Below are 8,394 nucleotides of genomic sequence, written 5' to 3'. Positions count from 1 at the left end.
CGCCGGCCCAGCAGGCTCCCGCCCCCGCGGCCGCGCAGCCCGGTGGCTACGAGGCGCCCGCGCCCGAGGCCGAGTCCGCCCGGACGGCCGGCGAGAAGCCCGCTGCCGAGGAGGCCGCGGCGCAGCAGCCGACCGCGTCCGCCGCGGCGAACGCCGGTGGGTCGTACCTCACGCCGCTCGTCCGCAAGCTCGCGGCCGAGAAGGGCGTCGACGTCGCGACCCTCACGGGCACGGGCGTCGGTGGCCGCATCCGCAAGGAGGACGTCCTCGAGGCCGCCGCCAAGGCCGAGGCCGCGAAGGCCGCGCAGGCCGCCCCGGCCGCCGCCGCTCCGGCAGCGGCTGCCGCCCCCACGGCGCCGACCGTCCCGTCGGTGTCGCCGCTGCGCGGCACCACGGAGAAGGCCAGCCGCCTGCGCCAGATCATCGCCGAGCGCATGGTGGAGGCCCTGCACACGCAGGCGCAGCTCACCACGGTCGTCGAGGTCGACGTCACCAAGGTCGCCCGCCTGCGGGCTCGTGCCAAGGACGACTTCAAGGCGCGCGAGGGCGTCAACCTCACGTTCCTGCCGTTCTTCGTGCAGGCCGCGGTCGAGTCCCTCAAGGCGTTCCCGAAGATCAACGGCGTGCTCGAGGGCAACCAGATCACGTACCACGGCCAGGAGAACGTGGCGATCGCCGTCGACACCGAGCGTGGCCTCCTCACGCCGGTGATCCGCGACGCGGGCGACCTCAACCTCGCCGGCATCGCGCGCAAGATCGCCGACCTCGCCGCGCGCACGCGGGCCAACAAGGTCACGCCGGACGAGCTGTCGGGCGCGACCTTCACGGTGACGAACACGGGCTCGGGCGGTGCGCTGATCGACACCCCGATCGTGCCGACCGGCACGTCGGCGATCCTCGGCACCGGCGCGATCGTCAAGCGACCCGTCGTCGTCAAGGACGCGGACGGCGAGGAGGTCATCGCGATCCGGTCGATGTGCTACCTCTGCCTGTCGTACGACCACCGCCTGGTCGACGGCGCGGACGCGTCGCGGTACCTGTCCGCGGTCAAGGCCCGCATCGAGGAGGGCGCGTTCGAGGCCGAGGTCGGTCTCTGACGCTCGTCGCCTGACGACGGCCCGGGTCCCCTGCGGACCCGGGCCGTCGTCGTCCCACGGGTCGCCTCCGGCGCCTGCGCGAGCCGTTCGGCCGTACCGCCCGGTCACCTCTGGTCCGACGGGTGCCGGGGCCGCGCGCCCGCGCGCACACGTCTCGCCCGGCCGGGTGCGGCGCGGACGCCTAGGGTGACCGGCATGGACGTGGTCGTGGCGGGTGCCAGCGGGTTCATCGGGGGTGCGCTCGTACCGGCGCTGCGGGCGGACGGGCACCGCGTCCGCGTGCTCGTCCGCCGAGAGGCGGGCGGGCCCGACGAGATCCCGTGGGACCCGACGGCGGGTCGCCTCGACCCGCACGACCTGGCCGGGGCCGACGCCGTGATCGACCTCGCGGGCGTCAACGCGGCGTCCCGCCCGCTGACGCCCGCGCGCAAGCGGGCCGTCGTGCAGTCGCGCGTCGACACCGCCGGGCTGCTCGCGCGCACGATGGCGGCGCACGACGACGGCCCGCGGGTGCTGCTGCAGGCCTCCGGGATCGGCGCCTACGGCGACCGGGGCGACGCGGTCCTCGACGAGCACGAACCGCTCGGCACGACGTTCTTCGCGGGCGTCGTGCGGCAGTGGGAGGCGGCCACCCTGCCCGCGCAGGAGGCAGGGCTGCGCGTGGTCCTGCTGCGCACCGGGATCGTGCTCGCGCCGCACGGGGGCGCGCTCGGCCGCCTGCTGCCGCTCGTCCGGCTCGGGATCGGCGGACGGCTCGGGTCCGGGCGGCAGTTCTGGCCGTGGATCACGCTCGTCGACGAGGTCCGGGCGATCGCGCACCTGCTGACCACCGACGTGCACGGGCCCGTCAACCTCGTCGCGGCGGCCGACCGGAACGTCGACGTCGTGAAGGCGCTCGCGGCCGCGGTGCACCGCCCCGCGGTCGTCCCCGTCCCCGCGTGGGCGCTGCGGCTCGCGCTGCAGGACTTCTCGCCCGAGGTGCTCGGGTCCATCCGTGCCGAACCCGCGGCCCTCACCGCGAGCGGGTTCCGCCCGGTGCACGCCGACCTGCCGTCCGCCGCGGCCTGGGTCGCCGCCCGCTGACGGTCACGCATCCGCGACGTCCCACACGCGCCACCCGTCGGCGGTCCAGCGCAGCGTCAGCACGACGGTCCGCGGCGACGCCGCCGGCACCGCCGTGGACGCGCCGGACGCGTCGACACGCGTGTAGCCCGACATCGCGGACGTGACCCGCACCGCCGCCTCCGCACCGGGGGTGGGCCCGCCGGCGGAGTCCCCGCCCGCGACGACGCTCGTCTGCTGCACGTCGACGGCGAGCCCCTCGACCCGGTCCCCCGCGAGGGCCTCGACGAGCCGCAGGTCGGCACGGTGCGCAGGCCCGTCGGGGACCTCGACGTCGACGAGCCGCGCCGCGTCGCCAGCGGCGACGTGCTGGGCGCGGAGCTGCGTGAGCTCGGCGGCGGCCTCGGCCACGTCGGTCGTGCGCGCCGGTTCGCCCGTCCCGTCGGCCACACCCTGAGCGTCGACCTCCGTCTCGGAGGGCGGTGCCGTGCGGGCCGAGGCCGCCGACGACGCGGCGGGTGGCGCACCGGCCGCTCTCTCGTCCCCGGCGGACGACCGCAGCCCGGCCGTCCCGAGCGCGAGGCCGCCCACGACGACCACCCCGGTGGCGACCACGCCGACGACGAGCGCACGAGGTGCGCGACGGGGCGCCCGCCGAGGCCGGCGGAGGTCGGCCGCGGCCGACGCCCCCGTGCGTACGAGGTCGAGCGCCGCGCGAGCACCGGCGTCGGGGACGCGGACCGGCTCGGGCGTGACGACCGCGAAGCAGCGGTCGACCAGGCGGGCCGCGCTGACGTCGCCGCTCGTGAGGAGGTCCTCGAGCGCGTCCCGGAGCGAGCCGTCGTGCGGCCCGGCGAGCAGGTGCACGTCGGCGTCGGGCACCTGGGCGAGCACCGACGCCACGAGGCGGCGGACGTCGCCGTCCGGCGTGCCGCTCCCGGCGAGGACGCCCCGCAGGTCGACGAGCGCGGGCCGCCCGTCCGGTCGCACGACGACGGTCGCAGGGCTCACGCCGCCGTGCGCGAGACCGGCGTCGTGCAGCGCCGCGAGCGCCGAGGCGACGGGGATGGCGACCGTGGCGGCCTCGCCGTCGGACAGCGGGGCACGCTGCGACCGGAGCTCGGCGAGCGTCGGTCCGGCGACGTGCTCGACGACGAGCGCGGTGCGGCCCGGGCCGATCTCGACGACGTCGTGCAGCACCGGCAGGTGGTCGTGCCGGACGTGCCGGAGCCGCTCGACGCGCGCAGCCGTGAGGTCGTCGAGCACGGTGGCCACGACGTGGACCTCGAGGCGGCGGTCGGAGCCGTCCGTCGCGGCGGCGAGCCACCCGGAACCGTCGGGGCCGGCCGCTCCGACGACGCGGAAGGCGCTGCCGTCGACGAGCGCGCGCACGTCGGCGGGCACGAGGAACGTCTCCATGCCGGGCATCGAACCGTGCACGGCCCGCCGCGCGTGCGGCTCGTCCACAGGTCACGGCTGTCCCCGTGGCGCACCCGGCCCGACGTGCTGCCGCCGGGGGTGCCGTCGACGGGTGTGCCGTCGACGGGTGTGCCGTCGACAGGCGTGCCGTCGACAGGCGTGCCGTCGACGGGACACGCACCGCCGCGCGCGTCAGAGCCGGACGACGACGCCCTCGGAGGCCGAGGTGCGCGCGGCGTCGAGCACGCGCGCGGTGCGCACGGCGTCGGCGGGGTCCACGGGCGGCGGACCGCCGTCGACGACCCACCGCACGGCCTCGCGGTAGAGGTCGACGTGCCCGCCGGCGGGCGCCGGCACGGGCGTCCGCTCGGCGCCCCGCACGAGCCAGCCCTCGTGGACGGGCTCGCCCGGGCGGCGACCCTCCTCGTAGGCGTCGTCGAGGACGGCGAACGGCGTCGGCTCGCCCTCGAACGAGGTCACGAGGTAGGCGGCGGCGTCCCCGAGCACGCGTGTGCGCGGTCCGGGCGCCCCGACGACGGCACCGGCCTGCAGGTGGCTGACGACGCCGGGCTCGCCGCCGCGCGCGTCGTGCACGAGCGCGAGGAAGACGTCGTCGACCGCGGGCGTGGACCGCGCGGCGAGCTCGGCGTACACCGACCGGACGGGACCGAAGAGCTGCACCGCGGAGTCGACGAGGTGGGCGCCCAGGTCGAGCAGCAGCCCGCCGGCCTCGGGGTCGTTCTCCTTCCAGCGGTCCTGCGGGACGGGACGGAACCTCTCCCAGCGCCGCTCGAATCGGTGCACGCGGCCGAGCGTCCCGGCCTCCAGCAGACCGCGCAGCGCGAGCTGCTCGGGGTCCCAGCGCCGGTTCTGGAACACGGTGAGCCGTCCGCCGGCGTGCAGCGAGGCGTCGACGAGCCGCTCGGCCTCCGCGGTGGTGGTCGCGAGCGGCTTGTCGACGAGCACGTGCACGCCGGTCGCGAGCACGGCGAGCACGTGCTCGACGTGGTCGCCCGTCGGGCTCGCGACGACGACGAGGTCGAGCTCGCCGACGTGCGCGAGCAGCGCCGGCACGTCGGGGACGACGACGGCACCCGGCCAGTCCTCGTGCACCTGCGCGGCGCGGTGGCGGGTGACGACGTGCGTCACGCGCTGGTGCGCCTCCCTCAGCAGGCGCGCGTGGATCCCGCGCCCCGCTCCCCCGTAGCCGACCAGACCGACGCGCAGCGAGTCCATGCGCGCCACTCTACGGTCGGGCCGACTCCGTGGTGTCGGCCGCACCGACCGTCGCACCCGGCTCCGCCGAAGTGGTCCGGTGCGTGCCCGGCGCGTGCGGTCGCGACAGCCGCGACGGCCACCAGGTGCGGTCGCCGAGGTCGTGCACGAGGGCCGGGACCAGCAGCGAGCGGACGACGGTCGTGTCGAGCAGCACGCCGAGCGCGACGATGACCGCGAGCTGCGCGAGGAACAGCAGCGGGATGACGCCGAGCGCCGCGAACGTCACCGCGAGCACCACGCCCGCCGACGTGATGACGCCGCCGGTCACGGCCAGGCCGCGGACCACACCGGGGCGCGTGCCCACGCGTGCCGACTCCTCCCGCACGCGTGTCATGAGGAAGATCGAGTAGTCGACGCCGAGCGCGACGAGAAACACGAACGCGTAGAGCGGCACGGCCGGGTCGGCGGGCGGCCAGTCCAGGACGTGGTTGAAGAGGATCGCCGAGACACCGAGCGTCGCCGCGAACGACAGGACGTTCGCGCCGAGGAGCAGCCCGGCCGCCACGACCGAGCGCAGCAGCAGCGTGAGGATCAGCCCGATCACGAGGAGCACGACGGGCACGATGACCCGCAGGTCGTGGCGGGCGGCGTCCTGCGCGTCGAGCGTCTCGGCGGCCGCACCGCCGACGAGCGCGTCCGGGTCCACCTCGTGCGCGGCGGTCCGCACGTCCGCGGCGACGGCGACGGCCTCCTGCGAGTCGGACGGGGCTGTCGTCACGACGTCGAGCCGCACGTCCCCGTCGACCACGACGGGCTCGCCCGTCCCGGCGGGACCGCCCGCCGCGGTGCCCGTGTACGGCGCGACGCTCTCGACGCCCTCGACGTCCTCGATCGCGGCCGCGACGTCGTCGGCGGAGTCCTGCGCGGTGATGACGGTGACGGGCTGCACGGCGCCGGCCGGGAAGTGCTCGGCGAGGACCTCCTGGCCCGCGACGGCGTCGACCGGGGTGAGGAACACGTCGGCCTGGTCGGTGCCCCCGGCGCGGAACGTCGGCAGGAACGCGGCACCGACGACCAGGACGACCGCGGTGACGGCCCACACCGGCCGTGCGTGCCGGGCGACCCAGCGCGCGAGGCGGCCCCACGCGCCGGACGCGTCGGCGGGGTCGTCGGTGGGCGCCGCGTGGTGCCCGTGGGCGACGGCGACCGCGGCGACCGGGCGCGGCACGCGCGGCCAGAACAGGGCGCGCGACCACCGGCCGAGCACGATGAGGAACGCCGGCAGCAGCGTGGTGGCGGCGAGGAACGACGACGCGATGCCGATCGCGGCGACCGGTCCGAGCGAGCGGTTGGAGCCGAGGTCGGAGAGCAGGAGGCAGAGGACGCCCGCGGCGACGGTGCCGGCGGAGGCGCCGATCGGCTCGAGGCACGCGCGCCACGCGCGGCGCATGGCGGTGGCCGGGTGCTCGGCGTGCCGGAGCTCCTCGCGGTAGCGGGCGACGAGCAGCAGCGCGTAGTCGACGCTCGCGCCGACCACGAGGATCGACAGGATGCCCTGGGACTGGCCGTTGAGCACGAGCACGTCGTTCGCGGCGAGCTGGTAGACGACCAGGCCCGCGAGGGACAGCGCGAAGACGGCCGTGAGGATCACGACGAACGGCAGGAACGGCGAGCGGTAGACGATCACGAGGATGACGAGCACCGCGCCGAGCGCGACGAGCAGCAGCACGCCGTCGATCCCGCCGAACGCCGTCACGAGGTCGGCGACGAAACCCGCCGGACCGGTGACCCAGGCCTGCAGCCCGATCTCGCCGGCGTCGGTCGCGGTCGCGCCGAGGTCCTGGTCGAGCGACGCGCGCAGGTCGGTGACGAGCACCGCCGCGACGGAGTCCTCGCCGATGCGCTCGTCGGCCGCGTCGGCGTCGACGGAGAAGATCGCGAGCAGCGCGAGGCCGTCCTCGGACGGCACGACGACCGGGTCGCCGACGAGGTAGTCCGCCCACGTGTCGCCGTCGCCGTCCGGGACGTCGCGGTCGGGGACCCCGTTCGCCCACTCGGTCGCCGCCTGGACCTGCTCCGGGGTGACGTCGCCGCCGTCGGCGGGCTGCATCACCACGAGCGCAGGTAGGGTCGGCGTGTCCACGAACGCGCGGCTCGCCTCGGCGGCCCGCGTGGACTCGGCGGACGACGGCAGGAAGGCTGCCGCGTCGTTCTCCTGGACCTGTGCGAGCTTGCCCTGGGCCATGCCCCCGACGGCTCCGACGGCGAGCCAGGCGACGAGCGCGACGGCGACGGCAAGGGCGCGGACCACGGTCGCCCGGCGATTACTCAGCATGCTGAGTATCATGGGTGGCCAAGCGCCGGACGGCAAACCGAAGGGATCGACGAGGGTGCGCGACGGCCTGGACGACCCCGACCTCACGGGCGGCGGCGAGCAGTTCGACCCCGCGTCGAGCGACCCCGCCCACTGGCCCGTGGGGCGCCTGCTGTCCGCCGCCGCGCGACGCGTCGAGCGCGAGTGGAACGCCCACCTCGGCGGCTGGGACCTCAACCACGCAAGCCTCCCCGTGCTCGTCCACCTCGCCCGCTCGCCCGCCTCGCAGCGCGAGCTCGCGACCCTGTGCGGCGTGACCGAGCAGACCATGAGCCGGGTGCTCGCGCGCATGGAGCGCACCGGGTACGTGCGCCGCGCGCCGCACGCCGAGGACCGGCGCCGCCACGTCATCACCGCGACCCCCGAGGGCCTCGCGGCGCTCGACGCCGCCGCCGACCGCCGCCGGGCCGAGGCGGTCGTCACCCGCGGGCTCACGCCCGCCCAGGTCGAGCAGCTGCGCGCGCTGCTGGTCCTCGTCGCCCGGCCCGACGACGCCCCCGACGACGGGACGACGCACGCGGCCGCACCGACCCGGGGTTAGCCTGACCGGCATGCGGTTCGACGCGCTCGACCTCGGCACCCGCCTGCTCCCCTACGAGCCCACGTGGGCGCTGCAGCGGGAGGTGCACGCGGCCGTCTCCGCGGGCGACCAGGAGGACACCGTCCTGCTGTGCGAGCACGAGGACGTGTACACCGCCGGTCGCCGCACCGCCCGCTGGGACCGGCCGACCGACGGCACCGCGGTGGTCGACGTCGACCGCGGGGGGCGCATCACGTGGCACGGCCCGGGCCAGCTCGTCGGGTACCCCATCGTCCGGCTCGCGCAGCCCATCGACGTCGTCCGCTACGTGCGCGCGCTCGAGGAGGCGCTCATCCGCACGTGCGCCGACCTCGGCCTCGAGGCCGTGCGGGTCGACGGACGCAGCGGCGTCTGGTTCGCGGCCGACCCGGGCGACGACGACCGGCCGGCGCGGCGCGAGCGCAAGGTCGCCGCGATCGGCGTGCGCGTCGCCCGCGGCGTCACCATGCACGGGTTCGCGCTCAACTGCGAGCCCGACCTGCACGCCTTCGACCGCATCGTGCCGTGCGGCATCGACGACGCCGACGTCACGTCGCTCTCGGCCGAGACCGGCCGCCGCGTGACGATCGACGAGGTCACGCCGCTCGTGCGCGGGCACCTCGTCGCGACGCTCACCCCGCTCCTCGCCGCCACCGTCGACGCCG

General features: G+C 76.5%; 7 protein-coding genes. 4 read left to right on the top strand and 3 right to left on the bottom strand.

The annotated features are described in order from the left end of the window. Positions 1 to 1,097 (top strand): 2-oxoglutarate dehydrogenase, E2 component, dihydrolipoamide succinyltransferase (sucB, locus tag CTKZ_RS16785; RefSeq protein WP_124344017.1); only part of this gene is annotated, 1,097 nt, incomplete at its 5' end. Positions 1,098 to 1,292: 195 nt separating this feature from the next. Next, positions 1,293 to 2,180: a TIGR01777 family oxidoreductase gene (locus tag CTKZ_RS16780; RefSeq protein WP_124344016.1), complete on the top strand. Its 888-nt coding sequence runs from the start codon at positions 1,293 to 1,295 to the stop codon at positions 2,178 to 2,180. 3 nt (positions 2,181 to 2,183) lie between these two features. Here CTKZ_RS16780 and CTKZ_RS16775 read toward each other — a convergent pair whose 3' ends face one another. The 3 genes from CTKZ_RS16775 to CTKZ_RS16765 all read right to left on the bottom strand — a co-directional run bounded on the left by CTKZ_RS16775 (position 2,184) and on the right by CTKZ_RS16765 (position 7,131). After that, positions 2,184 to 3,578 carry a protein kinase family protein gene (locus CTKZ_RS16775; protein ID WP_124344015.1) on the bottom strand — a complete coding sequence of 465 codons (1,395 nt, stop codon included), beginning with the start codon at positions 3,576 to 3,578 and terminating at the stop codon, positions 2,184 to 2,186. A 192-nt stretch (positions 3,579 to 3,770) separates the two neighbouring features. Beyond that, positions 3,771 to 4,814: a Gfo/Idh/MocA family protein gene (locus tag CTKZ_RS16770; RefSeq protein ID WP_124344014.1), complete on the bottom strand. Its 1,044-nt coding sequence runs from the start codon at positions 4,812 to 4,814 to the stop codon at positions 3,771 to 3,773. A 10-nt stretch (positions 4,815 to 4,824) separates the two neighbouring features. Continuing rightward, on the bottom strand, positions 4,825 to 7,131 hold the full coding sequence (locus CTKZ_RS16765) for an MMPL family transporter (RefSeq protein ID WP_225916501.1): 2,307 nt from the start codon (positions 7,129 to 7,131) through the stop codon (positions 4,825 to 4,827). A 55-nt stretch (positions 7,132 to 7,186) separates the two neighbouring features. Between CTKZ_RS16765 and CTKZ_RS16760 the strand changes: the two genes are divergently transcribed. Together CTKZ_RS16760 and lipB are read left to right on the top strand one after the other, a co-directional pair. Next, positions 7,187 to 7,711 (top strand): MarR family winged helix-turn-helix transcriptional regulator, encoded by a 525-nt coding sequence (locus tag CTKZ_RS16760; RefSeq protein WP_235843530.1) that lies wholly within the window; start codon positions 7,187 to 7,189, stop codon positions 7,709 to 7,711. 10 nt (positions 7,712 to 7,721) lie between these two features. After that, positions 7,722 to 8,394: lipoyl(octanoyl) transferase LipB (lipB, locus tag CTKZ_RS16755; protein ID WP_124344011.1), on the top strand; the 673-nt coding region annotated here is incomplete at its 3' end.

It is taken from the genome of Cellulomonas algicola (assembly GCF_003851725.1).
Lineage (GTDB): Bacteria > Actinomycetota > Actinomycetes > Actinomycetales > Cellulomonadaceae > Cellulomonas > Cellulomonas algicola.
The sequence above is the reverse complement of the archived record's forward strand: the minus strand, read 5'-3'. Positions and strand labels throughout refer to the sequence as shown.